The sequence below is a fragment of the Geodermatophilus poikilotrophus genome (assembly GCF_900111455.1).
Classification (GTDB): domain Bacteria; phylum Actinomycetota; class Actinomycetes; order Mycobacteriales; family Geodermatophilaceae; genus Geodermatophilus; species Geodermatophilus poikilotrophus.
In genome coordinates this window covers 205,327-228,843 of record NZ_FOIE01000007.1, presented here as the reverse complement: position 1 = coordinate 228,843, position 23,517 = coordinate 205,327, and the positions used below count along the sequence as shown (strand labels likewise).

24 protein-coding genes are annotated in these 23,517 nt (G+C 75.9%); 6 read left to right on the top strand and 18 right to left on the bottom strand.

The features are described 5' to 3' along the window. Nucleotides 1-31: 31 nt before the first annotated feature. From BMW27_RS16970 to BMW27_RS16955, 4 genes are all read right to left on the bottom strand, one after another. A complete protein-coding gene (locus BMW27_RS16970) occupies nucleotides 32-2,125 on the bottom strand; it encodes a putative bifunctional diguanylate cyclase/phosphodiesterase (RefSeq protein WP_091446133.1) in 2,094 nt (697 codons plus the stop codon). 285 nt (nucleotides 2,126-2,410) lie between these two features. Further along, nucleotides 2,411-3,655 (bottom strand): HNH endonuclease signature motif containing protein, encoded by a 1,245-nt coding sequence (locus BMW27_RS16965; RefSeq protein WP_091446386.1) that lies wholly within the window; start codon nucleotides 3,653-3,655, stop codon nucleotides 2,411-2,413. Between the two features lie 250 nt (nucleotides 3,656-3,905). Next, nucleotides 3,906-4,301 carry an SRPBCC family protein gene (locus BMW27_RS16960; protein WP_091446131.1) on the bottom strand — a complete coding sequence of 132 codons (396 nt, stop codon included), beginning with the start codon at nucleotides 4,299-4,301 and terminating at the stop codon, nucleotides 3,906-3,908. Nucleotides 4,302-4,495: 194 nt separating this feature from the next. Then, a complete protein-coding gene (locus BMW27_RS16955; protein WP_091446129.1) occupies nucleotides 4,496-5,770 on the bottom strand; it encodes a competence/damage-inducible protein A in 1,275 nt (424 codons plus the stop codon). 122 nt (nucleotides 5,771-5,892) lie between these two features. Between BMW27_RS16955 and BMW27_RS16950 the strand changes: the two genes are divergently transcribed. Next, nucleotides 5,893-6,591: a hypothetical protein gene (locus BMW27_RS16950; protein WP_091446127.1), complete on the top strand. Its 699-nt coding sequence runs from the start codon at nucleotides 5,893-5,895 to the stop codon at nucleotides 6,589-6,591. Between the two features lie 8 nt (nucleotides 6,592-6,599). On the opposite strand, the gene BMW27_RS16945 is transcribed toward BMW27_RS16950, so the two are convergent. Then, on the bottom strand, nucleotides 6,600-8,090 hold the full coding sequence (locus BMW27_RS16945; protein ID WP_091446126.1) for a protein kinase domain-containing protein: 1,491 nt from the start codon (nucleotides 8,088-8,090) through the stop codon (nucleotides 6,600-6,602). 108 nt (nucleotides 8,091-8,198) lie between these two features. Continuing rightward, a complete protein-coding gene (locus BMW27_RS16940) occupies nucleotides 8,199-9,839 on the bottom strand; it encodes a serine/threonine-protein kinase (RefSeq protein ID WP_091446124.1) in 1,641 nt (546 codons plus the stop codon). A 420-nt stretch (nucleotides 9,840-10,259) separates the two neighbouring features. On the opposite strand from BMW27_RS16940, the gene BMW27_RS16935 reads away from it, so the two are divergent. After that, nucleotides 10,260-11,036, top strand: coding sequence for an enoyl-CoA hydratase-related protein (locus BMW27_RS16935; protein ID WP_091446122.1), 777 nt, complete (start codon nucleotides 10,260-10,262; stop codon nucleotides 11,034-11,036). A gap of 158 nt (nucleotides 11,037-11,194) precedes the next feature. Here the strand turns inward: BMW27_RS16935 and BMW27_RS16930 are convergent, their stop codons facing one another. Next, entirely contained in the window at nucleotides 11,195-11,419 is a 225-nt protein-coding gene (locus tag BMW27_RS16930; RefSeq protein WP_091446120.1) for a hypothetical protein, read from the bottom strand. A gap of 128 nt (nucleotides 11,420-11,547) precedes the next feature. On the opposite strand from BMW27_RS16930, the gene BMW27_RS16925 reads away from it, so the two are divergent. After that, nucleotides 11,548-12,186 carry an MBL fold metallo-hydrolase gene (locus BMW27_RS16925; protein ID WP_091446119.1) on the top strand — a complete coding sequence of 213 codons (639 nt, stop codon included), beginning with the start codon at nucleotides 11,548-11,550 and terminating at the stop codon, nucleotides 12,184-12,186. A gap of 18 nt (nucleotides 12,187-12,204) precedes the next feature. Here the strand turns inward: BMW27_RS16925 and BMW27_RS16920 are convergent, their stop codons facing one another. From BMW27_RS16920 to BMW27_RS16905, 4 genes are all read right to left on the bottom strand, one after another. After that, a complete protein-coding gene (locus BMW27_RS16920) occupies nucleotides 12,205-12,474 on the bottom strand; it encodes a GlsB/YeaQ/YmgE family stress response membrane protein (protein WP_217638190.1) in 270 nt (89 codons plus the stop codon). A 101-nt stretch (nucleotides 12,475-12,575) separates the two neighbouring features. Beyond that, nucleotides 12,576-12,848: a GlsB/YeaQ/YmgE family stress response membrane protein gene (locus BMW27_RS16915; protein WP_091446117.1), complete on the bottom strand. Its 273-nt coding sequence runs from the start codon at nucleotides 12,846-12,848 to the stop codon at nucleotides 12,576-12,578. 127 nt (nucleotides 12,849-12,975) lie between these two features. Then, nucleotides 12,976-13,461, bottom strand: a complete 486-nt coding sequence (locus BMW27_RS16910) for an SRPBCC family protein (protein ID WP_091446115.1) — start codon at nucleotides 13,459-13,461, stop codon at nucleotides 12,976-12,978. A gap of 185 nt (nucleotides 13,462-13,646) precedes the next feature. Next, nucleotides 13,647-14,387, bottom strand: coding sequence for a GntR family transcriptional regulator (locus BMW27_RS16905; protein WP_245743660.1), 741 nt, complete (start codon nucleotides 14,385-14,387; stop codon nucleotides 13,647-13,649). 232 nt (nucleotides 14,388-14,619) lie between these two features. Here BMW27_RS16905 and BMW27_RS16900 point away from each other — a divergent pair, with 232 nt between their 5' ends. Next, entirely contained in the window at nucleotides 14,620-15,186 is a 567-nt protein-coding gene (locus BMW27_RS16900; RefSeq protein WP_091446113.1) for a TetR/AcrR family transcriptional regulator, read from the top strand. A gap of 3 nt (nucleotides 15,187-15,189) precedes the next feature. On the opposite strand, the gene BMW27_RS16895 is transcribed toward BMW27_RS16900, so the two are convergent. Continuing rightward, nucleotides 15,190-16,455 carry a metallophosphoesterase gene (locus tag BMW27_RS16895; RefSeq protein WP_245743659.1) on the bottom strand — a complete coding sequence of 422 codons (1,266 nt, stop codon included), beginning with the start codon at nucleotides 16,453-16,455 and terminating at the stop codon, nucleotides 15,190-15,192. A 57-nt stretch (nucleotides 16,456-16,512) separates the two neighbouring features. Continuing rightward, nucleotides 16,513-18,096 carry a CYTH and CHAD domain-containing protein gene (locus tag BMW27_RS16890; protein ID WP_091446111.1) on the bottom strand — a complete coding sequence of 528 codons (1,584 nt, stop codon included), beginning with the start codon at nucleotides 18,094-18,096 and terminating at the stop codon, nucleotides 16,513-16,515. Nucleotides 18,097-18,239: 143 nt separating this feature from the next. Here BMW27_RS16890 and BMW27_RS16885 point away from each other — a divergent pair, with 143 nt between their 5' ends. Beyond that, nucleotides 18,240-19,160 carry a PRC and DUF2382 domain-containing protein gene (locus BMW27_RS16885; RefSeq protein ID WP_091446109.1) on the top strand — a complete coding sequence of 307 codons (921 nt, stop codon included), beginning with the start codon at nucleotides 18,240-18,242 and terminating at the stop codon, nucleotides 19,158-19,160. Between the two features lie 10 nt (nucleotides 19,161-19,170). Beyond that, nucleotides 19,171-19,563 carry a VOC family protein gene (locus tag BMW27_RS16880; RefSeq protein ID WP_091446107.1) on the top strand — a complete coding sequence of 131 codons (393 nt, stop codon included), beginning with the start codon at nucleotides 19,171-19,173 and terminating at the stop codon, nucleotides 19,561-19,563. Between the two features lie 43 nt (nucleotides 19,564-19,606). Here BMW27_RS16880 and BMW27_RS16875 read toward each other — a convergent pair whose 3' ends face one another. Genes BMW27_RS16875 through BMW27_RS16855 form a run of 5 tightly spaced genes read right to left on the bottom strand, consistent with a single transcriptional unit; the run spans nucleotide 19,607 to nucleotide 23,457 of the window. Further along, nucleotides 19,607-20,392, bottom strand: a complete 786-nt coding sequence (locus BMW27_RS16875; protein ID WP_091446105.1) for a nitrilase-related carbon-nitrogen hydrolase — start codon at nucleotides 20,390-20,392, stop codon at nucleotides 19,607-19,609. Further along, the gene (locus tag BMW27_RS16870; RefSeq protein WP_091446103.1) at nucleotides 20,392-21,579 is read right to left on the bottom strand and encodes a pyridoxal phosphate-dependent aminotransferase; all 1,188 of its coding nucleotides are present in this window, start codon (nucleotides 21,577-21,579) and stop codon (nucleotides 20,392-20,394) included. Before BMW27_RS16870 ends, BMW27_RS16875 begins: the two co-directional genes overlap by 1 nt. Nucleotides 21,580-21,603: 24 nt before the next feature. After that, entirely contained in the window at nucleotides 21,604-21,828 is a 225-nt protein-coding gene (locus BMW27_RS16865) for an RNA-binding S4 domain-containing protein (protein ID WP_175486542.1), read from the bottom strand. Further along, entirely contained in the window at nucleotides 21,825-22,538 is a 714-nt protein-coding gene (locus BMW27_RS16860; protein ID WP_091446102.1) for an MOSC domain-containing protein, read from the bottom strand. Before BMW27_RS16860 ends, BMW27_RS16865 begins: the two co-directional genes overlap by 4 nt. Before the next feature lies 1 nt (nucleotide 22,539). Then, nucleotides 22,540-23,457: an aldose 1-epimerase family protein gene (locus tag BMW27_RS16855; protein ID WP_091446100.1), complete on the bottom strand. Its 918-nt coding sequence runs from the start codon at nucleotides 23,455-23,457 to the stop codon at nucleotides 22,540-22,542. Nucleotides 23,458-23,517 lie beyond the last annotated feature (60 nt).

The window sequence follows — 23,517 nt, the reverse complement described above, 5'->3', positions numbered from 1 at the left end:
CGGCGCAGCCGGCGGGCCCGCACCGGACCTCTCAGCGCCTGCTCGCCTGCAGCGCGAGGGCGCACGAGTCACCGCCGGCGGCCCGCACCCGGGACGCCCAGCGCAGGACCTCGGAGGCCGGCATCGGGCGGGCGAGGAGGTATCCCTGGGCGAGGTCGCAGCCGGCCTCGCGGACCATCTGCAGGTGCTCGGCGGTCTCGACGCCCTCGGCGACCGAGCGGATCCCCAGGGTGCGGGCCAGCGAGACGATGGCGGCGAGCACCGGCCCGGTGCCGTTGCACGCCAGCCGGGCGGCGGCGGTGAGCAGCGAGCGGTCGATCTTCAACGTCCCGACGGGCAGCGCCAGGAGCTGGGCGAGTGAGGACCAGCCGGTCCCGAAGTCGTCGATCGCGACCGACACCCCGGAGGTCTGCAGGATCGACAGCTGGTCCTCGGCCCGGGTGGGGTCCTCCGCGACGCTGGTCTCGGTGAGCTCGAGCACCAGGTTCTCCGGGGCCAGTCCGGAGTCGTGCAGCGCCACCCGCACGTCGCGCACCAGCGTCTCGGCGGAGAAGTGCCGGGCGCTGATGTTGACCGACATGCGCAGCGGCAGCCCCTGCGCGGCCCACTCGGCGGCCTGCCGGGTCGTCTCACCGAGCAGCCACCGGGTGATCGGGATGAGCTGGCCGGTCTCCTCGGCCACGGAGAGGAAGGCGTCGGGGGCGAGCAGCCCGCGCTCGGGGTGCTGCCAGCGCAGCAGCGCCTCCACGCCCTCGACCTCGCCGGTGTCCACCCGGACGACGGGCTGGTAGTGGACGACGAACTCGTCGACGGCGCCGTCCCGCAGCCGGTTGGCGACCTCCAGCCGCCAGCGCGCCGCCTCGCGCAGCCCCGGGGAGAAGACGTGCACGCGGTCGCGGCCGGCGCCCTTCGCGGCGAAGGCGGCGGTGTCGGCGTCGCTGAGCAGCTGGTGGGGCCGGTCGGCGCCGGGCTGGGCGGCCGCGACGCCGATGCTGACCGACAGCGGCACCGAGATGCCCTCGGCGTGGAAGGGACGGGAGAAGGAGCTCTGCAGCCGGAAGGCCAGGGAGGCTGCCTCGGCGATGTCGCAGTTCCGGGCGAGGACGAGGAACTGGTCGGCGCCCAGCCGGCCCACGGCGTCCCCCGGACGGACCTGCTCGGCGAGCCGGCCGCCGACCTGGCGCAGCAACTCGTCCCCGACGTCGTGGCCGAGCGAGTCGTTGACCGTCTTGAACCCGTCGAGGTCGAGGAAGAGCAACGCCGCCGGGCCGTGACCCGGCTCCAGCGCCTCTCGGATCAGCTGGAGCAGGCGGGTGCGGTTGGGCAGTCCGGTGAGGTCGTCGTGGTTGGCCTGCCAGGCCAGCGCCTGCTGGTCGCGCACCCGCTCGGTGATGTCGGTGTGGGTGACGATGACCCGGTCGGAGGCGTCGACCCGCGCGGCCTGCAGGCGGAACCACGCCGGCTCCGGGCCGACCTGGTGCGGGTAGTCGACGGCGAACGTGGACCCGGGGACCAGGCCGTCGGCGAGGCGCCGCAGGCCCGCGGCGATCTCGGCGTGGTGCTCGGCGTCGACGTACCGGGCCATCGCGTCCAGGTAGTGCTCGCCGACCCGGGCCGGCCGGCCGCCGCTGCGTTCCAGCGCCTCGCCGTTCGCCGTCCACGCCCGGTTGGTCATCTCGATCCGGCCGTCGCCCGCCAGCAGCACCGTGGCCGGGGGCAGCGCCTCGAGGACGGCGCCGAGCTGCCGCAGCTCGGCGAGGCGCCGCTGTTCGGTGCGGCGCTGGTCGTCGACGTCGCGCAGGACGGCGGTCAGACCGCCGGCGTCGGCGAAGGCGCGGATCTCGAACCAGCGGTCCAACGGTGGGTAGAAGTAGTCGAACTCGCGGACCCGCCCGTCCAGGAGCACCGCCCGGTACTCGTCCTCGATGACCGTGCCGAGCGTCTCCGGGAAGCACTCGAAGGCATAGCGGCCGATCATGTCGTCGGCTCGGCGGCCGAGGAGCCGCGCGGCGGCGGCGTTCACGTAGGTGAACCGCCACCTGCGGTCGATCCGGTAGACGGCGTCGGTGACCGAGGAGAAGGGGTCGGCTGGTGTGACGTGGCCAGCTGGAACGTGTCCGTGCACCCCTGCCCGCTCTCTCGACCCCTGCGGAACACGCGTCAGGTCCCGCCCGGGGACCGCAGCCTCGCCACCGTCCCCCACGACGGCGCCGGGCGCGCAACGCACGACTGAGGGTAACCACACGGATGCAATTCAGGCAGAGGGGACGGAGGACCGCTCGACGATCGCGCCCACCGGCGCCCTCCGGAGCGGGTGCCGAGCACCGCCCCCCGTCGCCTGCCGGCCCGGGTCGCGCGCGTTCCACGTGGAACGCGCGGCGGTCGCGGCCCCGGCGGTGGGGGCCAGCGGTCAGGCAGCGGCGGCGGGAAGAGGTGGGCCGGTGCGGCCCGGTCCGGTGCGCAGGAGTCCGGTGCGGATCTCGCTGCCATCCGGGCGCCGGGTGCGCCATCGCCCGTCGGGTTGCCGCTCGACCCGGAAGCCGTGGTGGACCTTGGTGTGATGCCGTTCGCACAGCAACGCGCTGTTGGCCAGGCTGGTCTGCCCGCCGTCGATCCAGGCGAGCAGGTGGTGCACGTCGCACCAGTGCGTGGGGGCGCCGCAGCCGGTGAACACGCAGCCGCGGTCGCGGACCTCGGCGGCCCGGCGCACGTGCGGAGGCACCAGGCGCACGGTGCGGCCGTGCTCCAGCGGCATCCCGCCCGGGCCCAGCACGATCCGGGTGACGACCCCGTCACAGGCCAGCCACCGGGCCCGCGCCGCGGAGACGGTCGCACCAAACCCCAGCTCGGCGGCACCGGCGCCGACCGAGGGGTCGACCAGATCCTCGACACCGACCTTGACGATGACCTGGGGCTTGTGCCCGCGCAGCACCGGCAGGTTGCCGGAGGCCAGCTGGTTGTCGCACAGCTGCACCAGCGCATCGGCCAACTGCTGGCCCCTGGTGCGCTCGTCCCCGGCGCAGCGGCCGGCCTGCACCACCGACTCCAGCGCGGCCTGCAGCTTCTCCCCACCCACCGCCTCCAGGTCGAACCGGCCGGAGATCGACCCGTCGGCGTGCCGGGCGATGACCAGCCGCCGCCCCCCGGTCGGATCGGGCTCCGGCCCGTCGGCGTCGAGGCGCTGCAGGTAGTGGTGCACCGCCCTGGCGACATCGGCGTGCGGACGGGTGATGGCCACCTGCGTCAGCACGGTGTCCACGCCGCCCAGGTCCACGCCCTGCTCCGCGGCGCGGGTGAGGTGCTCCGGCTCGGCCACCCGGCCGATCACCGCCGCCTGCTCGGCGGTCACCGTCCCGGCGGCGAACGCCGCGGCCATGCCGGGCAGCTGCGCCAGGGCGCGGCCCGTGCGCACCACCCGCGCCGCCTCAACCGTCGACAGGTGCCCGTGCCCGCGCAGCCAGGAGGCCATCGTCTGCAGCCCGTCGACCTCCGCCGCGCCGGACACCTCGGCCTCGCGCACCGTGCGGGCGACCTCGGCGGCCAGCCGGTTCTGCGCGGCCAGCAGCGAACTCAACCGGTCCAGCAGCGCCGGGCCGAACAGCGGCCCCAGGTTCTCGGCGGCCAGGGCGTCCACAGCGGCCAGCAGCTGCTCCACGACACCCCCCAGCACTCCGATCAGGTGTTCGAAGTCTATTGGAGTCGGGACCCCGCAGCAGCACAAATCCCCAGCTCAGAAGCCTGTCCCCAGCTGTCACGACGGCCTTGACACCAGTCGCGGACGTCGCTGGCGACCACCGTGCACCCGTATGCCTCGAGACCCGCAAGTGCTCGTCCACGAACGCTGCGCGCCGCCGCTGCGAGAGGCATCCCTCGCAGACCCACCCGCTCGTCCCCCTCCCGGGGCGTCAGCGCAGCGGGTGGACCAGCCGGCCGATCGCGAACTGGGCCAGCGGCGCGTAGCCGACCACCAACGGCGCCGGCCCGGAGATCCGCAGCCCCGTCGTGCTGCCGCCGTCCGGACCCTCGGTGACCCAGTGCAGCAGGCGCAGCCGCACCGGCCCGAGCGACACCGTCCACGACCACCGCCGAGCCGCCTCGTCCACCGTGTCGACGACGAACGGCAGCGTCACCCCCAGCGGCGCGCGCACCCGCCCCTGCACGCCGGCGGCGAGCCGGGCGACCGGCACCTCGACGCCGGTGATCTGCGGAGCCCACTCCGGCCAGCGCGCCGGGACGGCGTAGCGCTCCCAGACCTCGTCCGGCCCGACGGGCCCGGTCGCGTGCAACGTCAGGGTGGTCACGGCGCCTCCTGGGGCAGCGGACGGGCACGGCACTGCACCACCACGGCAGTCAGCCCGTCATCGGATGCCGTCGCGGGGTCCTCACCGGGCGACCACGGAAGGACCTCGTCCTGCGGTCCTGCACGAGCGCCGCGCCCGGCCCCTCCAGGGCACCGCCCCGAGATCGCGAGGGGTGGGGAGGGGCGGGTCCTTGCTCATGCCGGCGGCCCGCCGAGCAGGAGCTGGCGCACCATGTGCATCGCCAGGCTGACCGACCGGTGCCGCACCGCCGACCGCGAGCCGGGCAGCACGACCGAGCGCGCCACCCCCTCGGGGGACGGCCCGACGGCGCACAGGTGCACGGTGCCCACCGGCTTGTCCGGCGTCCCGCCGCCCGGTCCGGCGATCCCGGTGATGCCGACCCCCACGTCAGCACCGAAGCGGGACCGCGCCCCCTCGGCCAGCGCGGCCGCGACCTGGGCGCTCACCGCGCCGTGCGACGCCAGCACCTCCGACGGGACGCCGACCAGCGCCTCCTTGGCCGAGTTCGCGTACGAGGCCACCCCGCCGAGCACCCACGCCGACGACCCGGCCCGCTCGGTCAGCCGGGCCACCAGCAGCCCGCTGGTGCACGACTCCGCCGTCGCCACGGTCAGCCCTCGGTCGGCGAACGCCGACGCCACCAGGTCGTCGACCGTGGGGCCGGTCGAGAACAGCTGCGGCCCGTGGGCCTCCCGCACGGCCCCGACCAGCCGGTCGTACTCCGGCTGGGCGTCGGGGCCGTAGCGGGTGACGATCTCCAGTTCGCCGTCGCGCAGGCAGGTGGTGACCTCCAGGCCCGGGAACTCGGACTCCCGCAGCGTCGCCGCCAGCTGGGACTCCAGCGTCCCCCACAGTCGGAGCGTCTCCTGGCGCAGCTCGCTGCGCGCGGCCAGCACACGCTGCACCGGCTCGGCGTCCAGCGCCGCCGGCCACATCCCCTGCAGCTCCGACGGCGGCCCGGGGAGGACGACGACGACCGGCCCGTCGCGCCCCTCCGCCGGGGGGACGACGAGCCCCGGCGCCGTCCCGACCGGCGGCAGCACCGTCGCGCCCTCGGGTACGAGCGCCTGCTTGCGGACGCCGGCCGCCGTCGCCGTCGGGTCGGCGCGCCAGCCGCGGCCGTCCATGAGCCCCTCGACGATGCCGGCGACGTGGCGCTCCAGCTCCGGGTCGACCGACGACGGCCGGCCCTGCACGCCGGCGACGACCTCCGCGGTCAGGTCGTCGGCGGTCGGGCCGAGCCCCCCGGTGGTGATGACGACGTCCTCGCCGGCCAGGAAGCGCAGCGCGTTGCGCAGGTCCTCGGGCCGGTCGCCGACGACGAGCACCGCGCCGACGTCCACGCCGAGCCGGCGCAGCTCCTCGGCCAGCCAGGGGCCGTTGCGGTCGCTCACCCGACCGGTGAGCACCTCGGTCCCGGTGACGACGATCCCTGCGCGCACGGCCACCCGGCCGACCCTAGTGAGCTGTCCGCCCGCCCGCGTTTCCTGCCGGGTGGCGAGGCGCCGCGCCGCTAGCGTGCGGAGACGAACCGGTCCGGCGCGCGCCCGCGTCCGAGCGAGGAGGATCCGTGACGCACCCGACTCCCACCCCCGACCCACCGGCCCCCCGGGACCCGGCCGACACCGGCGCCCACCAGATCGGGGTGGGTGCGACCGCGGCCTCCGTCGCCGGCACGCACCAGGTGCCGCGCGTGGACGCCGCGCCGGTGTCCGGCGGGGTCCAGCCGACCGGGCCGGTCGGCGCGGTGCCCGGCCCGCCCGGGGTCGCCTCGTCGCCGTCGGCGGACACCTCCGACCACTCCCTCGGCCTGCCGCGCACCGCCGGGCCGCCCCGCAGGGCGCGCACCCCGCGCACACCCCGGACACCGCGGACCCCCCGCCCCTCGCGCGCCCCGCGTTCCGCGCAGGAGCGGGCCGTCCGCATCGGCGCCGGCCTGATCGCGCTCTCCTTCCTGCTGCTCCAGCTCGGCCTGACGCTGGGCTTCGGCGAGACCCCGCTGTGGTCCGCGGGGACGCTGTGGGCGGTCTTCGCCACCCTCGCCACCCTCCTCGGGGGGCTGCCGTTCGCCGGCCGGTTCCTGCCTGCCGCCCGGCTGCGCCCGGACGCGGCGTGGAAGGTCGCCGCCGCCGGCCTGATCGGCGTGGCCGTGTTCTGGGTGCTCGTCGTGCTGCCGCGCGTGGACAACGACCGCGGCTTCGTCCTCACCGCGGCGCTGGCCGCCCTCGGTGCCGCGCTCTGGGTGGCCCCCAACCGCAGCCGGGGCTGAGCGGCCGGTCAGCCCCGGCCGTTCCCCCGGCCGGAGGAGTCCGGCTTCCCCTTGCCCTTGCTCTTGCCCGGGGCCGCGTCGTCCTCGGCGTCCTCGTCCCGGACCGGGACGGGGGCGGGCTCCGGAGCCGGCGGGACCGGCACCCTGAGCACCTCCGGGACGACGGGCTGCGGGGCGGACGTCGGGGCGACGGGCTCCGGCGCGGACGTCGGGACGACGGGCTCCGGCGCGGGCGCCGGTGCAGGCGCGGGCGCGGGCGGGGCCACCGCGACGGTGAGCGTGACCAGGTCGCCGGGCGCCAGCGCGCCGACCGGCCCCAGCTCGACCACCCGACCCGGGGGGACGTCGGAGCGCTCCACGGTCTGCCGGTGCACCCGCAGGCCGAGCGCCGCCAGCTCCGCCTCGACCACGTCGGCCGGGCGCCCGAGGTGGTCGGCCGCGGTGACCACGAGCGCCGCCACCGGCTCGACCGCGGCCGTCGTCGGGGCCGCGGTGCCGGCGACGGCCGCCGACGTCGCGGTGTCCTCGCTCCCGACCACCTGCAGCGCCCCGATCCCGAGCCCCACGCCGAGCAGCAGGGCGGCCGCGGGGACGAGCAGCCGACGCCGGTCCCTCGCGGCCGGCAGCACGGCGGTGGTCGGCGGCAGGGGCGCGAGCGGCCGGCCGGCGCGCACGGCGTCGACGGCCGCACGGAACGCCGCGCCGTCGGGGAAGCGCCGCGCCGGGTCCTTGACCAGGGCGCGGGCGACGAGCGTGCGCAGCGGCTCCGGGACGTCGGCGGGCAGCGGCTCGGGCTCGTCGCGGATCTGGGCCAGGGCGATCTGCACCGCGCCCTCGCCGTCGAACGCGCGCCGGCCGGCCAGGCACTCGTAGGTGATCGCGCCCAGCGCGTAGACGTCGCTGGCCGGCCCGGCCCGGCCGCCCCCGGCCTGCTCCGGTGAGAGGTAGTGGGCGGTGCCGACCACCTGGCCGGTGCGGGTGAGCGGCACGCTCGAGGCCGACCAGGCGATCCCGAAGTCGGTGATCTTGACGACGCCGTCCCGGCCGACCAGCACGTTGCCCGGCTTGACGTCGCGGTGCACCACCCCGGCGGCGTGCGCCACGGCCAGCGCCGCGGCGGTCTGGCGCACGATGTCCAGCGTGCGGTGCGGGTCGAGGCGGCCGCAGCGGGTCAGCAGTGCCGACAGCGGCTCGCCCTCGACCAGCTCCATCACCAGGTAGGCGAGGGTCTCCCCGCTGCCGTCGGTCGCGACGACCTCGCCGTAGTCGTGCAGGGCCGCGATGTTCGGGTGCACCAACCGCGCGGTGTGCTGCGCCTCGGCGCGGAACCGGGCGAGGAACGTCGGGTCGCCGGTGTACTCGCTGCGCAGCAGCTTGACCGCGACCAGCCGGTCCAGCAGCGCGTCGTGGGCCCGCCACACCTGGCCCATGCCGCCGGTGGCGACGAGGGAGAGCAGTTCGTACCGGTCGCCGAGCCTGCGGACCCCCGGCTCGGCCACCCGTTCCCCCTGCCCGTACCCGCTCGGGGCGGTCCCGGCGGATGCCCAGGGTGCCACTGCTGGCCGGTCCCGAAACCCCGGACCGGCACGTCCACCCGTCCGGGGGCGTCAGCGCTCGCTGCGGTCCCAGTCGCCGTCACCGTCACCGTCACCGCTGCCGCCATCCCTGCCGTCCCCGTCGCCGTCGCCGTCCGAGGGGTCGGGAGGCGGGGTCGACGTCCCCGACGTGCTGTCCGGCGCCGACGTCGTCTCGGACTCCGTCGGCGAGGTGGTGGCGGGCGGGGTCGACGTCTCGGTCGGCGCGGCGCTGGCCGGCAGCTCCTCCGGCGTGGCCGTCGGCGTGGGTTCCGGCTCGGTCGGCGTGGGCTCGGCGACCGGCAGCTGCCGGTCCGGGGTGTCCTCGGAGACGCGGGTGGCCGGCGAGGAGCTCCGCTGCTGCCGCGGGGAGGGCTCGGGCGCGACGGCGTAGCGGACCCGCACGACGTCACCCGGCCGCAGCTGCGCGCCGACCGGGTCGACGGCGGTGACGACGCCGGGGGCGGTGTCGCCGGTGACCTCCTCCTCCCGCTGCACGAGCAGCCCCAGGGCGGACAGCGCGAGCGCCGTCTCGTCGACCTGCCGGCCGACGTAGTCCTCGGCGGCCAGCTCGATCCGGGCGTCCTCGGTCTGGGCGGCGACCACGGTGGGCCCGCGGTCCCCCTCCTCGCCGGAGACGGCCACGAAGACACCCGCCGCCGCACCGGCGCCCAGCAGCAGCGTCACCACCGGCACGAGGACCGCGGCCACGCCCCGGCGGCGGTGCGCCGGTGGGCTAGCTGTCCGCACGGCCGGCCCGGCGGCCGGACCGGCGACCGGCGGCAGGCCAGGGACGGCGGCCACGGTGCGCGTGGGCGCGGGCTCGGGGACGGGACGGCCGGCCCGGACGTCCTCGATCGCGGCGACGAAGGCGGCGCCGTCGGGCATCCGCGCCGTCGGGTCCTTGGCCAGCGCGCGGCGGATCAGCCTGCGCACGTCCCTGGGCAGGTCGTCGGGCAGCGGCTCGGGGTCGTCGCGCACCTGCTTGAGCGCGATCGTCACCGCGTTGTCGCCGTCGAACGCGGGGTGGCCGGTGAGGCATTCGTAGCCGACCAGGCCCAGGGCGTAGACGTCGCTGGCCGGGGTGGCGTGGTGGCCCTCGGCGACCTCCGGGGCGAGGTACTGCGGGGTCCCGATCACCTGCCCGGTGCGGGTGAGCGGCACGCTGCCGGCCGACCACGCGATGCCGAAGTCGGTGATCTTCACGCTGCCGTCGTCGCGGACCAGGATGTTGCCGGGCTTGACGTCGCGGTGCACCAGCCCGACCCGGTGCGCCTCGGCCAGCGCGGAGGCGGTCTGCTCGAGCAGCGACAGGGCGACTGCGGCCGACAGCCGGCCCTCGCGCTGCAGCACCGACGACAGGGGCTCGCCCTCGACCAGCTCCATCACCAGGTAGGCCAGCGTCTCGCCGCTGCCGTCCGTGGCCTCGGTCTCGCCGTAGTCGAAGACGGCGGCGATGTTCGGGTGGGAGAGCCCGGCGGCGTGCTGGGCCTCGGCGCGGAAGCGGGCGCGGAAGGTCGGGTCGCCGGTGTACTCGCTGCGCAGCACCTTGACCGCGACCGGCCGGCCCAGGAGGACGTCGGTGCCGCGCCAGACCTGCCCCATGCCGCCGGCGGCGATCAGCTCGGCGAGCTCGTACCGCTCACCCAGGTTGCGCCGACCCGGCTCCACCACCGTGGCTCACTCCTCGCCTGTCCGGCCGTCCGTCCGGCCCGGGGCGCCGGTCCCCGTGTCCCTGCATGTCCCGCACCCCGCCGGGCTACACATCAGCGCAGGACGCTGGGCGTGTCGCCGACCGGGGGGACGGCGCCGCGCGCCCGACCCGCGCCGCGTCCGTCCGCCGTCCATCCTCCCAGGCCGACCGCTGCCGTGAGGGGCTCGTCCGTCACGATCCGGCCACGGCCGGGTGACCGGGAGGTGTCCCGCCGCGACCAGCGCGCCCATCGGTCGTCGTCGCACCGGTCCGCCCGTCGGGCCCGGCCCGGGCAGCCCCGGTGGGATCGCCGGTCTCGTACGCTTCCGGCCCCCGGGAGCGGGCGGGATCGCCGATCCCGCCGCACGCCGGGTCGCCGAGGACGACGAGGAGGGGCGACCGTGCCCGAGACCGTGACCCGTGAGGACGCCGGCGGGGTCGCCACGATCACGCTGCTGCGGCCGGGGCTGACCCACCAGTCGCGCCGCGAGCTGCTCGACGTCGTCCGCGAGGTCGCCGCCGACGGCTCGGTGCGGGCCGTGGTGCTGACCGGCACCGGGCGGGCCTTCTGCGTCGGTCAGGACCTCGGCCAGCACGTGGAGGCGCTGCGCGGGGACGCGGCGACGTCGCTGTCGGTGGTCGAGGAGGAGTACAACCCGCTGGTGCTGGCCCTGGCCGGGCTGCGGGTGCCGGTGGTCGTGGCCATCAACGGCGCCTGCGCCGGCGCCGGGCTCGGCATCGCGCTGGCCGGTGACCTGCGGGTGGCCGCCGCCGGCGCCAAGTTCACCACCGCCTTCGCCGGCATCGGGCTGTCCAGCGACTCGGCCCTGGCCTCCCGCCTCGTGCACTCCGTCGGCGGATCGCGCGCCGCGGAGCTGCTGCTGCTGCCCGAGCCGTTCCTCGCCGAGAGCGCCGCCGAGTGGGGGCTGGTGCACCGCGTGGTGCCGCCCGAGCAGGTGCTGGCCGAGGCGCAGACGCTGGCCGCGCGGCTGGCCGCGGGTCCGACCGCCGCGTACCGGGCCATCAAGACCGTGCTGGCCACGGCGGCCACCGACTCCCTCGAGGGCACCCTGGCGCTCGAGGCCGGGCTGCAGACCGACCTGGGCCGCACCGCCGACCACCGCGAGGCCGTCGAGGCCTTCCTGGAGAAGCGCGCTCCGCGGTTCACCGGTCGCTGAACGAGGGCCACCCGTCCCCCGCGCCTCGCGGGAGGACCCGTCCTCCGCCCCGCTCGTAGGCGCGCGGCGAGCCTCCGGACGGGGCCCGCGGGAGACCCTGGGGGTGACCGTTCCAGCACGTCACCGGGCTCGCGGGGAGCCGCGGGACGGGCCGACCCCTACCGGGTCAGCACGACGCAGGCGGGGCATACGTCGCGGGCCGGCGTGGGCCAGGGCTGGTCGACGTCGATGCGGGCCAGCGAGCCGCAGAGGGTGAGCTCGCAGGCGCCGTCGACCTCGGCGGTCGGGCGGTGCAGCGAGACGGCGTGCCACAGGGCGGTCGTGGGGCCGTGGGCGCGGCTGCGGGCGGCGACGACGGTGGCGGCGACGGTGGGGGCGCTCATGCCCCAGGTGTCGGCAGGACGCCGCTGCGACGTCACCGTCGACGGCGGTCACCTCACCCGTCCGGGTGGAGCAGTGCACCCGGGAGCGGGCCGGGCGGGTCTCGCGGGGCCCGGGCAGGATGCCAGACATGGAGCTGACCAAGCACGGGCACGCCTGCGTCGTCCTCAGCGAGGACGACCGGCGGCTCGTCATCGACCCCGGCGCGTTCACCGACCCGTCGGCGCTGGACGGGGCGGGCGCGGTCCTGATGACCCACGAGCACGCCGACCACTTCGCGCCCGACGTGCTCCGCGCGGCCATGGACGCCGACCCCGCGCTGGAGGTCTGGACCAACGGGTCGGTGGCCGGCCGGCTCGACGGCGCGGCCGGGCGGGTGCACGTGGTGGGGGACGGCGACGCGCTCACCGTCGCCGGGTTCGACGTCACCGTGCACGGGGAGCTGCACGCGGTCATCCACCCGGAGATCCCGCGGGTGGGCAACGTCGGGTTCCTGGTCGGTGGCGTGGTCTTCCACCCGGGGGACGCCTTCACGGTCCCCACCGAGCCGGTGGCCACGCTGCTGCTGCCGGTGCACGCCCCGTGGTCGAGGATCGCCGAGGTGATCGACTACGTGCGCGCCGTGGACGCGGACCAGGCCTACGCCATCCACGACGGGCTGCTCAACGACGCCGGCCTGGGCATCGTCGGCGGCCTGCTGGGTGAACGGGGGCCGGGGACCCCGACGCCGTTCAGCCGGCTGGCCCCGGGAGACTCGGTCGAGCTCTGAGCCCCCGGGGAGCCGGGTTCAGCGGACGGCGCGGTTGCGGCCTGCGGCCACGCCCTCGGCGACGCCGATGAGCAGGATCGCGGCGAGCAGGGCGAAGAGGAAGCCCCAGAAGTTCAGCTCGGTGATCGAGCCGACGTCCAGCCAGTCGGCGATGAGACCGCCGATCACCGCGCCGGCGACGCCGAGCAGCATCGTGGCGAGGATGCTCATCCGCTGGCGGCCGGGCTGGAGCAGCCGGGCCAGGGCCCCGATGACCAAGCCGACCGCGATGAGGCCGAGGATCTGCACGGTCTACTCCCTGGTGCTCACGGGCCGTGGGCGCCGACCCCGTCCGGCCGACTGACCCCGGGGGACTCCGTCCAGCTGTGGAGCCCCCCGGGGGACCGGCGTCAGCGGATGGCGCGGCTGTTCCGGCCGGTGAGCGTCGATGCCGCCACCACCAGCACCGCTGCGACGATGATGGAGATGATCCACCTCATCCAGTCGATGCCCGGAGTGGCCGCCACTCCCAGCGCGCCGCTCAGGTAGTACCCGATGAGCACCCCGCCGATGCCGCACAGCAGCGTGAGCCAGAGGGGCGTGTTGTCTCGCGCACCGGGGGCGACGAACTTCCCCAGCAGGCCGATGATGAGTCCCGCGATGATCAAACCGATGATTTCCATAGCCAACTCCTCGGTAGCCCGTCCGGAGCGCCCGCACCCGGCACAGCGCCGGGTGCTGCACTCCGAATCATGGCTCCCCTGTACCCGGCGGTCGAGGAGACGATGCGCGCCTCGCCCGATCAGATGATCACCCCTGCGTGCGGGCGACGTGGGCGGGCAACCGGTCGAGTTCGCCGTCCACCGTGCGCTGCACCATCTCCCGCACGCCACCGCGCATCAGGCGCTGGGTGAGCCGCTGGGGGAGCCCCCCGGCGGAGTGCGGTTCGTGACTGACGGTGATGGTCACGCGCGTGGCGCCGGGCCCGGCGTCGGCGAGCTCGATCGTCGTCGTCCAGGTCTCGGGGGTCAGCTGCAGGCGGGTGGTGACCCGCTCCTGCGGCACCCACTCGACGATCTCGCCCTGCGGGGAACCGGCCGGTGGCTGCACGCCGTCGTCGAGGCGGCCGGGCACGCAGACGAACCGGGTCCCGCGGCCCGGCGCGCCCCGGCCGTCGACGACGTAGGACACGTCGCAGACGGCGCAGTACGGCTCCAGGACGGCGAGCGCCCGCCACACCCGGGGCCGCTCGTGGGGCACCTCGCGGCTCCCGGTGACGGTGACCGGCTGGGGCATGGGACCTCCGGGACGACGGGGAGCGACCGCGCCGACGGTAGTCCGCGCCCGATGGTCAGCGGCTCGCCGCGAGCCCTGACGGCCCCGTGCAGGGTCCCGCCGCGAGCCTGGTGGGGTGCGGGAACGGCTCCCGTCCAGGGGCGCACTCTGAGCCTGCGGAGGGTGGGGAGGACGGGGGTCCTCCGTCAGCGGCCGCTGACCGAGACCTCGAACTCCACCTGGCTGACGTCGGGCCGCAGCCGGGAGAAGCTGTGCACGAGGGGCTGGCCGGCGCTGTCGCGGACCGTCGTCCGGACCACCAGCAGCGGCGAACCCGCGACCACCCGCAGCAGGTCGGCCTCCTCCGGCGCCGCGGTGCCGACGTCGACGACGATCCGGGCGGTGGCGAGGTCGGCGGAGTACTCCCGCCGGAGGAACTCGTAGAGCGAGCCCTCGCTCAGGTCCACCTCGGCGGCCTCCGGGTACGTGGCGGCCGGCAGGAAGCTGTGCGCCACGTGGTTGGGTGCGCCGTCGACGCTGCGCAGCCGGACCAGCTCGACGACATCGGTCGCGGGCTCCAGACCCAGCTCGGTGGCGACGGGCGGCTGGACCGGGACGATCCGCTGGGTCAGCACCGTGGTGCCCACCTGCGCGCCCTGCTCGGTCATCACCGAGCTCCACCCGGCGATGCGGTGGACGAAGCTCTCGCGGTACTCGTGGCGGATCGCGGGGCGGGTCACGTAGGTGCCCCGGCCCTGCTCGCGCACGAGGTGACCGTCGGCGACCAGGCCGTCGACGGCACGGCGCAGCGTGATCCGGCTGACCCCGTACTCCTCGCACAGCACCGGCTCCGGCGGGAGCAGGGTGTGCTCGGGCAGCGCGGACACCCGGCGTCGCAGGTTCTCGCGGACCGACAGGTACTTCGGTCCCGACACGGCGCTGGTCACGTCCCCAAAGGTACTGCGCGTGTAGACGTCTGGTCGTCTACAGACGTCTCCCTCACCCGGCCGTGTCCCCCCGGCGCCCGGCTCGTCCCCCGGCGGGACGGGGAGCCGACACGGGAGTGCTGCGGATGCACCGGGCACGACACATGATGTGGTGTCGTCTCGGCGTTCTCGCCCGGTCCCTGTCAGAAGTGGCCGAGCGCCGGAGGCGCCGCGGACGAGAGGGGGACCGGTCGTGGCCCAGGACCACCGCGCCCGTCAGTACGCCTCGACGCACCAGCGGATCTACGACACCGCGATGGAGCTGTTCCGGCAGAGCGGGTACGAGGACGTGCCGATCTCCCGACTGGCCGGCGCAGCCGGGGTCTCGGTGCAGACCTTCTACGCGCACTACCCGAGCAAGGACGACCTGATCATGGCGCCGCCGGACCGCGCCGAGGTCACCGCCCTGCTCGCGTCGGTGCCGCCCGACCTCCCCCTCGGCGAGCGGGTGCGCGGCGTGCTCCGCCAGTTCCTCCAGGGCCTGCAGGGGGAGCGCCGGTCCGGCGCGCTGGCCCGCTGGCAGCTCATCGCCGCCACCCCGCGGTTGCGCTACCGAGCGGCGGAGTACGAGCGGGCGACGGCGCAGATGTTCCTCGACGCACTCTGCGACGGGGAGCAGGGACACCCGGCCTCGACCGTGGTCGTCACCGCCCACCTGTCGGCGTACACGCAGGCGCTGCTGCGCTGGGCCGAGTCCGGCGGCGAGCTGTCGCTCGAGGACGTCATGGAGGAGGCGCTGTCGGCGTTGCGTGAGCTCTGACCCTCAGGGGGCGCGGAGCTCGACGACCGCGACCTCGGGCCGCGCGCCGATCCGCATCGGCGGACCCCAGAACCCCGCGCCGGTCGTGACGTAGAGCTGGGTGTCGCCGACCCGGGACAGCCCCTGCACCGCCGGCTGGTCGAGCCGCACCGCGTAGTCGAAGGGCCACAGCTGGCCGCCGTGCGTGTGCCCGGACAGCTGGAGGCCCACCCCGGCCGCCGCCGCCTGCTCGACCTGCACCGGCTGGTGGGCCATGAGCACGACCGGAACGGCGTCGTCGCGGCCGTCCAGCGCGGTGTCGAGGTCGGCGCCGTGACCGGGTACGCCGGAGCGGATCGCCGTCCGGTCGTCGATGCCGGCCAGGTCGACCGACGCGCCGCCGCGCACGATGGGCACCCGCTCGTTGCGCAGCACCTGGACCCCGAGGGTGGGCAGGTGGCGCAACCAGGCGGTCGTGTCGACGAAGTACTCGTGGTTGCCCGTCACGAAGTAGACGCCCTGCGCGCTGACCAGGTCGGCCAGCGGTGCCACCTCCTCGCGCAGCTCGCCGAGCTCGCCGTCGACCAGGTCGCCCACGATCGCCACGACGTCGGGCTGCTGGGCGTTGACGATCTCCACCAGCCGCTCGAACCGCCGGGTGCTCGACATGGCCGACAGGTGGCCGTCGGAGAAGGTCACGATGCGCAGGCCGTCCAGGGCCGGGTCGAGCCCGGCGAGCGTCACCGGCACCCGGCGGACGACGGGGGCGCTGTTGGCCAGGTACGCGCCGGTGCCCGCCGTCCCCAGCGCGACGGCGCCGGCCGTGACGGCGAGACCGCGGGCCAGCAGCAAGCGCCGCGAGGGGTCGGCGACACCGCGGTCCTCCGGGACCGGGGTCTCCCCCGGCGCGGGCACGGCTCCCACCGGGACGGCGACGGGCTCCGCGGTCGGTGCGCTGCGGAACCGCCGGCCCAACAGCAGGCGGACGGGTTCAAGCACCAGCAGGGTCAGGAAGAGGTAGAACGCGACGCCCAGCCAGCTGAAGCCGACCCACTGCACCACGGTGCTGAGCACCGAGTCCTCGCGGCGCAGCAGGACCGCCCCCACCGGGAGGACGGCGAGGACGAGCACGCCCAGCGTCAGCAGCCGCCGCGTGCGGCCCGGCCGGGTGGTGCTGCGGACCAGCCGCCACCACAGGTAGCCGTGCAGCAGCAGCACGGCCAGGAGGACGACGGTGGCGAAGCCCAGCAGGCCGATCAGGGACAGCGGAAGGACCTCCTCGCCTCCCACCGCTCGCAGGCTCGCGGCAGGACCCTGCAAGGAGGCCGACGGGAGAGGGGTCCTCTCTCAGGGTAACGAGGCCACGGCCTTGACGGCGCGACGCAACCCCCGCTCGAGCGTCCAGAACCCCGCCTCGGCGGCCTCGGCACGGGCCTCCTCGAGGCCGTGCAGCCGGCCGTAGGTCCAGGCGTTCTCGCCCGCCGCGAAGGCGGCCCGGCCGACCCGCACGGCGACGTCCCGGGTGACGACGGTGTCCTGCGCGGCGCCCAGCAGGTCCTGCACCTGCTTGGTGCAGTCGACCAGCGCCGTCGCCGGCGCACCGAACTCGGCCTCCGCGACCTCCGCGGTGTACCGGACCCGCTTGGTGGCCTTGCGGACCTCGTGCAGCAGGTGGTGCCGGTCGTCGCCCTCGGCCTCGCGGGCCGCGTCGACGACCCGGCGCAGCCGCTTCCCGGTGCGGCGGACGGCGTCGGCCAGCTGCGCCGGGGCGGGCGCTGCGGCCAGCTCGGTGACCGGCGGGTCGGCCAGCAGCGCGTCCAGGGCGTCGAGCAGCCGGAGGTACCGCCGGTCGGTGAGCGTGCGGGTGACCCGGCCGGCGCCGGCGTGGTGGTCCTTGATCTCGGTCTGCTGCAGCCGGGCGGCGACCGGGCCGAGCACGAGCTCCACCGGCTGGGCCGCCACCAGCTCCCGCAGGTGGGTCAGCGCGACCTCGGTGTCGCGGGCGCCGGACAGCTGGGCGCCCACCCACCGCAGCTCCTCGCGCAGCGGGTCGGTGCGCTCGCGGTCGAGCACCGGGCGGAAGGCGGCGAGGATGCTGCGCAGCCGGCGGCAGGCGACCCGCAGGTCGTGCACCCCCTCGGGCTGCTCGGCGCGCACCGCCAGGTCGGCGTCCCGCAGCGCCTGCAGCTGCCCGGCCACCGCCCCGAGGACCACCTCGCCGGCGGTGCGGACCGGGGCCTTCTGCTTCTTGCCCTTCTTCCCCTTGCCCGTCTTCCCGTCGTCCGCCGCCTCCGGGGCGGCGGCCGCCGACGCCGGCAGCCGCCCGTCGAGCACGCGGCCGAGCTTCGAGGGGACGGCGGAGGGACGGGCGCCGGCCGCGACGAGCCGCTCGGTGACCGCCTCGAGCAGGGCCTCGTCACCGTCGACCAGCTCGACCTCGAGCTCGCGCCAGGTGGTCACGGTGGCCGGCTCGCCGGGCTCGGTCGCGAACGCCGTGCCGACGACGGCGTCGTCGGCCACCTCGGCCAGCACCCGGCCGCCCTCGTCGAGCAGCCGGTGCACCACCCGGCGGGTGGAGACGGTCGCGACCGGCTCGGCCGCGGCGGTGCCCAGCAGGCCGAGCACGGGTGCGACGACGGCGCGCGGGGCGGTGCGGGCCGCGCGACCCAGCGGCTGGTGCAGCTCCCGCCGGGCGCCGGCCGCCGCCGGCAGCTTCACGTGCCAGCCGGCGTCAGCCCCGCCGGTGCGCCGCCGCAGCGTCACGTGGGAGCGCAGCAGCCGCAGGTCCGGGGTGTCGTAGTAGGTCGCCTCGAGCGACTGCTCCTCCGGGTCGCCGACCGCGGCGACCTCCCCGACACCGGTCAGGTCCGGGAGGGCGAAACCCTCGCCGGCCTCGAACTTGCGCTCGACCTCGATGTGCTCGCTGGTCACGGATGCCACGGTAGGCAGAGGAGAGCGGGTCGGCACACCGGCGGACGCCGCGCGGCGACCCATGTTCGGCCGGTGTCCCGGGTGGGCACGCTGGACCCGGCAGGTCCCGCGGGGGACCTGCGAGGACGAGGGGAGCCGACCCGGTGTTGAGCGAGCGAGAACTGTCCGCGGCGATCGGCAGCGCGGCCTATGGCCCCGACGGCGAGAAGATCGGCACGGTCGAGCACTTCTTCACCGACGACCGCACCGGCGCCCCCACCTGGGTGGCGGTCTCCACCGGGCTGTTCGGCACCCGGCACTCCGTCGTCCCCGCGATCGACGCCACCTTCGCCGAGGGCAGCGTGCGCCTGCCGGTCACCAAGGACGCGGTCCGCACCGCGCCGTCGGTGTCCGACCAGCACCTCGACCCCGAGGCCGAGGCGCTGCTGCGCCAGCACTACGGCCTGGACGCCGGGACGACGGCAGGGACGACGACGGCCGGGACCACGACGGCCGGGACGACGACGGCCGGGACGACGACGGCCCTGGCCGGCGACGACACCACCACCCGTGACCTCTCCCAGCTGCCGGCCGACACCAGGGCGGGCGGCACCCGGCAGGACACCGCCGGTACCGACCGGGAGGCCGACCGCGACCGGACCGTGCCGGCCGCCGCCGTGCCCACGCCGCCCCCGACCGACGGCGCCATGACCCGCAGCGAGGAGCAGCTGCGGGTGGTCACCGAGCGCTACGCCGCCAAGCGGGTGCGGGTGGTCAAGTACGTGGTCACCGAGGAGGTGCAGGTCACCGTCCCCATCCGCCGCGAGGAGATCCGGATCGAGGAGATCCCCCTGGGCGACGGTGCCCCTGCGACGGCCGGCGCCCTCGACACGGTCGGCACCGGCGGCCTGCCGGAGACCATCGTGCTGCACACCGAGCGGCCCGTCATCGGCACCGAGGTCGTGCCGGTGGAGCGGGTGCGGCTGCGCACCGAGTGGGTGCAGGAGCACGTGCAGGTCCGCGACCAGGTGCGCCGTGAGCGGGTCGACGTCGACCAGGACCACCTGGGCCAGGACCGCCTCTAGCCTGCGCGGGGTGACCGCGCAGCTGTTCGCCTACGTCAGTTACCGCGACGCCCGTGCCGCCCTGGACTGGCTGACCGCCCTCGGGTTCTCGGAGGTCCGGCGGCAGGAGGGGTCCGACGGCGTCGTGACCCACGCGGAGGTCCGCTGGGGGGACGCCGTCCTCATGGTGTCCGGCGACACCGCCGACCACCAGGTCCCACCCCTGGTCGGGGAGTCCACCGGGCGTGGCCTCTACCTCCGCGTCGAGGACGTCGACGGGGCCTTCGAGCGGGCCGTTGCCGCAGGTGGCCGGCCGGTCGTCGCCCCCGAGAACACCATCTGGCACAGCCGGCGGGCCCGGGTGCTGGACCCCGGCGGCCAGGAGTGGAGTTTCGGCACCTACGAGCCGGGCGTGGCCTGGTGAGCGGCGGGAGCGGGGGCGCGACCGACGCGCGGGAGGTCCCTGCTCAGCCCCGCCGGTCGGCGAGGAACCGCAGCCGCTCGCGGGTCGCGGCCACCTCGGCGGGGTCGACGTCGGCCACCAGCACCGTCTCCACGCCCGCGGCCGTCGCCAGCAGCTCGCCCATCGGGCTGACGATGCGGCTGTCGCCGGTGTGCTCGGTGCCGTCGCCCGCGGTGCCGACCCGGTTGCAGCCGACGACGTAGGCCTGGTTCTCGATCGCCCGGGCCTGCAGCAGCGTCTGCCAGTGCAGCCGGCGGGCGGCCGGCCAGTTCGCCGTCACCAGGTAGACGTCGGTGTCGAGCGCGGCGGACCAGAAGACGTCGGCGAAGCGCAGGTCGTAGCAGATGAACGGCGTCACCCGCAGGCCGCCGACCTCCACGGTCACCGGCTTCTCTCCGGCCCGGAAGCGCTCGTGCTCGCCGCCGTGGGTGAACGGGTGCAGCTTGCGGTAGCGGTGCACCGTGCCGTCGGGACCGGCCAGGACGAACGAGTTGTAGGGCAGCGCTGCGTCACCCCCACCCGCCCCGCCGGTGTCCGGGGCGACCTCCGGGCAGCTGCCGGCCACCCAGACGCCGTGCCCGGCCGCCTGCTCCTGCAGGAACTGCGCCGACGGGCCGTCCTCGGGCTCGCCGATCCCCGGCGTCATCGAGAAACCGGTCGAGAACGTCTCGCTGAGCAGCACGAACTCCGCCCCGGCGCCGGCCGCGCGGGCGACCAGCGGCGCCAGGCGCGCGAAGTTCGCCGCCCGGTCCTCCCAGACGATGTCGTGCTGGACCACCGCGAACCTCATCAGCCCATCCTCCCCAGTCGCTCGACCGCCTCGGCCAGCACGGCGTCGCTCTTGCAGAACGCGAAACGCACCAGGTGGCGCCCCAGGTGCGCGTGCTCCGACGAGTAGAAGACCACGGTCGGGACGGCCACCACACCCGCGCGCTCGGGGAGCGACCGGCAGAACGCCACACCGTCCCCGTCGGGCTGCACCGGCCGGACGTCGACCGTGGCGAAGTACGTCGCCTCCGGGCACACCACCGGCAGGCCCGCGGCGGTCAGCCCCTCGACCAGCACGTCGCGGCGGTGCTCCAGGTCCCGCGCGATGCCGGCGAAGTAGTCGCCGGGCAGCCGCAGCCCGGCCGCGACCGCCGGCTGGAACGGTCCGCCGTTCACGTAGGTGAGGAACTGCTTGGCCGTGCGGACGGCGGACACCAGCGGCGCCGGCCCGCAGATCCAGCCGACCTTCCAGCCGGTGACGTTGAAGGTCTTGCCGGCGCTGCCCACCACGAGGGTCCGCTCCCGCATGCCCGGCACGGTGGCCAGCGAGGCGTGCCGGCTGCCCGTGAAGACCAGGTGCTCGTAGACCTCGTCGGTGAGCACCAGCAGCTCGTGCTCCATCGCCAACGCGGCCAGCGTGCCCAGCTCCGCGCGGGTGAAGACCTTGCCGGTGGGGTTGTGCGGGGTGTTGAGCAGCAGGAGCCGTGCCCGCGGGGTGACCGCGGCGCGGAGCTCGGCGGGGTCGAAGGTCCACGATCCGGTGCCGGACGCCGGGGGCCGCAGCGGCACCGGCCGGGCGACCCCGCCGGCCATCGCGATGCCCGCCGCGTAGCTGTCGTACATCGGCTCGAACAGGACGACCTCGTCGCCGGGCTCGAGCAGCGCCAGCAGCGCGGCGGTCAGCGCCTCGGTGGCCCCTGCGGTGACCAGCACCTCGGCGTCCGGGTCGTAGGTGTGTCCCCCGAAGCGCTGCACGTGCCCGGCCACCGCGGACCGCAGCTCCGGGGTGCCCGGGCCGGGCGGGTACTGGTCGTGCGCCGTGCCGATCGCGGCGCGGGCGACGTCGAGCACCTCCGGCGGCCCCGGGTAGTCCGGGAAGCCCTGCCCGAGGTTGATGGAGCCCGTGGCGACGGCGAGCGCGCTCATCTCGGCGAAGACCGTCGTCCCGAAGCCCTGCAGCCGGGACGACAGGTACGGGGCGCGCGTCATGGGCCACAGCGTTCCACGGGGAACTCAGCCGACGCGCACGTCCTCCATGCCCTCGACGCTCACGACGTCTCCCTTGCGGACCTGCCGGCCGCGCCGCTCCTCCGGCTCGCCGTTGACCCGCACCGTGCCGGTGAGCAGCACGTCCTTGACCTGGGCGCCGGTCGGGACGGCGTCGACCAGCTTGAGCAGCTGCCCCAGCCGGATGGACTCCTCCCCCGGCCGCAGTTCGACGGTGCGCACGCGGCTCATGCTGTCAGCACGTCGCCGACCGCGACCGTGCCGGTCCGGGCCACCAGCGCCCCGATCGCCAGGCAGCCGTCCCGCTCGCGGTGGATGGTCTTGAGGACGCGGTTGTCGCGGCCGATCCCGCCGGGCTGCGGGCGGGTGACCATGACGCAGCGGTCCACCTGCTTGACGACGTCCAGCTCGGCCCCGCCCAGCCGCACCCGCTGCCCGACCAGCGCGTCCTCCCCCGCCCCGTCGAGGACGACGTTCGCCCGGAAGCGCCGCCGGTCCCAGGTGCCCAGCGTGTCGGCGGAGACCAGCGAGACCCGCGTGCGCGAGCTGTCGTGGAAGGCACCGCGGGCGCCGGGGAAGGCGTCCCAGTCGTACTCGCCGGCCTCGCCGACCTCGTTGGGGTTCTCGTACATGCGCTCACCGGGCGCGTCCGCCGCGGCCCGCAGCGCCACCGACCGGCCCAGCCAGTCGGACAGGGCCGCGTCGTCGGACGTGACCGTCCCGTCCGGGAGCACCACCTCGACGGCCCCGTCGGGACGCAGCCGCCCGGCGAGGAACAGCAGGTCGGGCACCCGCCGCGCGGTCAGCCCGTAGCCGGTCGCGACGTCGAACAGCGCCCACTGCCGGTCCCCGGCCAGCCCCTCCGGCCCGACGTCGACGGTGGTCAGGCGCTGGCCCTGCAGCGACTTGACCGGGTAGCGCCACAGCTCGGCGACCTGCACGTCAGGCGCTCCAGCCGAGCGTCCAGGTGCCCGTCCAGTCCGCGCCCGGCTCGAGGACGACGAGGTCGACGTGGTCGGCCAGCGCGTTGGGCGGGCAGGTCATCGGCTCCACGGCCACGCTGCGCCGGCGCTGCCCGGGCCGCAACGTGTCGCCGGTGAAGACCTGCAGCCACGGCCAGGACCCGTCGACGGCGAGCTCCAGGGTGCCCAGCGTCGCGCTCCGCAGCCGCACCCGCGCCCAGCCGTCGGCGTCGCGGTCGAGGTCGGTGACCGGGGTGTCGAAGGCGCGGTGCCCGATCCGGCCGATGGTCCCGGCGAGGGGACGGCGCTCCCCCGTCGGGAGCCCGCCGTCGTCCACCACCAGCTCGGTGCGGGCGGGCAGCTCCAGCTCGGCGTCGGCGATGGCGCCGTCCTCCTGCGCACCGACGGCCAGGTAGGGGTGGAAGCCGGCGCCGAAGGGGGCCGGCTCGGCACCGGCGTTGCGGACCCGCATGGTCACGGTGAGGCGGCCCGGCTCGAGCACGTGGTCGATCGCCGCGGCGAGCCGGAACGGGTAGCCGGAGCGGGCCTCGACGACGGTGCCGACGGTGACCGCGTCGCCGGACTGCTCGAGCACCGCCCACGGCTGCCAGCCGACCAGCCCGTGCATCGCGGTGGGCTTGTCCGGGCCGGCCAGCTCCAGCTGCAGGTCCCGGCCGCCCCAGCTCCAGCGGCCGTCGCGGATCCGGTTGGGCCAGGGCAGCAGCACCCGGCCGCGGCTGGCGCCGGGCACCGTGCCCGCGCCGTAGCCGTCGAGGAGCTCCCGGTCGCCGGCGGTCAGCGTGCGCATCCCGCCGCCGCGCAGGTCGACCACCAGCCGCGCGTCGCCGGCGGCGATCGCCACCTCGGTGGGCTCGGTCGCGGGCCAGGCAGCACTCATGGGTCCCACCCCACCACACCTCGGGCCTCCCGCACCGGCGGGATCGGCGGTCTCGCACGG

Coding starts and splice junctions, on each gene's coding strand:
- BMW27_RS16930 (WP_091446120.1), bottom strand. CDS start 11,419: ATGAGCGCCCCCACCGTCGCCGCCACCGTCGTCGCCGCCCGCAGCCGC.
- BMW27_RS16925 (WP_091446119.1), top strand. CDS start 11,548: ATGGAGCTGACCAAGCACGGGCACGCCTGCGTCGTCCTCAGCGAGGAC.
- BMW27_RS16915 (WP_091446117.1), bottom strand. CDS start 12,848: ATGGAAATCATCGGTTTGATCATCGCGGGACTCATCATCGGCCTGCTG.
- BMW27_RS16910 (WP_091446115.1), bottom strand. CDS start 13,461: ATGCCCCAGCCGGTCACCGTCACCGGGAGCCGCGAGGTGCCCCACGAG.
- BMW27_RS16875 (WP_091446105.1), bottom strand. CDS start 20,392: ATGAGGTTCGCGGTGGTCCAGCACGACATCGTCTGGGAGGACCGGGCG.
- BMW27_RS16870 (WP_091446103.1), bottom strand. CDS start 21,579: ATGACGCGCGCCCCGTACCTGTCGTCCCGGCTGCAGGGCTTCGGGACG.
- BMW27_RS16865 (WP_175486542.1), bottom strand. CDS start 21,828: ATGAGCCGCGTGCGCACCGTCGAACTGCGGCCGGGGGAGGAGTCCATC.
- BMW27_RS16855 (WP_091446100.1), bottom strand. CDS start 23,457: ATGAGTGCTGCCTGGCCCGCGACCGAGCCCACCGAGGTGGCGATCGCC.